The organism is Corynebacterium lipophiloflavum DSM 44291 (assembly GCF_000159635.1).
Lineage (GTDB): Bacteria > Actinomycetota > Actinomycetes > Mycobacteriales > Mycobacteriaceae > Corynebacterium > Corynebacterium lipophiloflavum.
Genome location: NZ_GG667191.1, coordinates 54,885 through 57,139, shown reverse-complemented (window position 1 = coordinate 57,139; position 2,255 = coordinate 54,885). Strand labels below are relative to the sequence as shown.

Genomic DNA, 2,255 nt, shown 5'->3' with positions numbered 1-2,255 from the left:
TCTAAATCCGGATCCGCTTAAGTGCGCAGGAAGCTTAGAAGCATGTTGCTCGTATTGAGGAAGACGAAAAGGCGGGAGCTCTGCGTTTCATGGTCGACCTTCTTCGCTTTCATTCTTGCGTCAAAAATTTTGACTTCCTGTCCCACCTTCGTGAGCACTATCTCAGGAGATCCATTAACTGCTGGTATTCGCAAATCGGCGACCAAATGCTCGCCCACACTCTTTCGATAGAGATATTCCAACCCGTCCTCCAATGGCGAACCCCCCGAAAGCGCAGAGAGTACCAAGTCAATGCTGGCTGACATGTACCCGCGTTGACTACGAAAAATTACTTGTCGGACCAAATCGGAAGTTCTTGGCCCTACCTCCAACTTTGGCCTCGGCACAGATCCGAATTCAGGGGGAATTTCACCTCTCTTCATCCAGACATCGATAGGCCCGTTCGTTGGTTCAAAAATCGGTACTCGGCGAAACACTTCGGCATCTACTGCGTGTGAGAAAAGAGTTCCTGAAAGAAATTGCGTAAGGATATCCAGTTCGTCGACTGCCACGATGTCATACCCATAGTTAGATGTAATTCGGCACCGAAGATAGGCCAAAAAGACCGTCGGGGATCTTAACAAAGAACTCATGACTGCAAGATCATGCAAGGAGACCACCCAGACGGAATCCCCGGCAGTGTCGATTGGGTCCTGGGACTGCGTCCCGATCGGCCCCACATCATCGAGCAGCACAACGACGTTGAGAATATGTCTCACATGACGAAAGTCAATCCACTGTCCGCTTGCGAGCCATATTCCGGAGTTGTTTCTAATGAGACTGCTTAAACGTTCGGCTTGAATTTGGGCGTTGCCGATCGTATCTTCAACGTCCCGGATAAATCTCGAAAGCTGTCCCGTTCTCGCTCTATCTGATATCGATTTTCCCTTGACTTCGACGACTACAGCTACGTCATCTTTTATAAACAGTCCATCGGATTCGGCTGTTTCACATTTTGACAGGTTGAAATTAAACGAAGAATCAAGATTTTCGTCATTCCCGGATTTAGCCTGAAAGGCATAGGTAACATTCAACCACTCGGCATCGGCTTTGATAAGGTTGCTGAGGTATGAAGTTGCCAATTTTTCGGTTACTTTGGCTCGAACTTTTTGGTCGTACTTCTGGAACTGCTTTTGGTTGTCTTTTTGCTTCTCCTCGAAGACCCGTCTGATTGTGTCATCCCCGATTCCGTTGGCGACGATAACAAACTCACCAGTTTTATTGCGAACTAACGGCTTGTAGGAGAAAAGCCAGTCACCTTTAAGTAGGCTTTTTACCCTATCCAGCGCGTCTTGTGTGGGGTCGAATTCAAGTGAGTAATCGGTTATCACCTTCTCAACTAAATCTTCCGAAAGTCTTCCCTGCTCGGCTATGTCGGAAACCGACATTGCGGCTCGATTTCCAGGCCGAAACATCATTGAAATTAACGCATCACTGACTACTTGATTCTCCTCGGAAGTGCCACTAGTGACGTTTCCGTATTTCTGCATCAGGTCGTGTATCGCGTACCCACTTGTATCGCGTGCTTCTGTCAGGCGTTTGGATTGGACATCATGGATGGCATCGCGGACCGACTTAATGTGGTCTACCGAATATCCTAGAGTCTCTAGGACCAGCGGTTTGGCCACCTCATGGTTGAGAAGCGCGTTGTCGTGATTATCTCGGACTTCATCAAACTGAAAATTTGATATTATAGCGCGTGATTTTTGGTATAGAACGAGTTCTCTGGAAGCTCGGTTATCACTCTTCTCGGCGAGTATCAGCGCACTAAACACAGAATGCTTGCTGATTTCAGAGGCAAGACGATGCAGCTCTTCTATGATTTCCCAAGGTCTGTCATTGCCAGGAGTTGGTGCACCGTCGCGCCCAGGGCGCGATAGTAGGACCGCAGTGACAATTTCGATATTGGAAGCAGATCCGTCAGGATTTGATGAACGAGGATCCGGAATCGGATTGAGTTCGCGCAGTCGCATTAGCTCGATCACGTCAAAAGCATCGAAAGGATCGACGAGCTCGACAATATCGCAGACAAGACGCTCCATATTCTCGTCGAAAATAGCCGTCACCTGGTTCGCATCCCTAGCCTCTTGGTACTGCTGGAGGATGGCCATACTTTGATCAATTGAGTTAGGTTGGAATGAGGATTGGAGCACTGTATACCTTCCAAGATCGGTGCTGTTGCAAAGTTGAGAGACCAGGCCCGTAGTAGCTCTAGA

At 48.3% G+C, this 2,255-nt stretch carries 1 protein-coding gene; it reads right to left on the bottom strand.

Annotated features, from left to right (window positions below; all coding sequences use genetic code 11):
* Positions 1-17 precede the first annotated feature (17 nt).
* Complete coding sequence (locus HMPREF0298_RS00270) at positions 18-2,150, bottom strand: hypothetical protein (RefSeq protein WP_006839052.1); 2,133 nt, start codon at positions 2,148-2,150, stop codon at positions 18-20.
* Between the last annotated feature and the right edge of the window lie 105 nt (positions 2,151-2,255).

Coding starts and splice junctions, on each gene's coding strand:
- HMPREF0298_RS00270 (WP_006839052.1), bottom strand. CDS start 2,150: ATGGCCATCCTCCAGCAGTACCAAGAGGCTAGGGATGCGAACCAGGTG.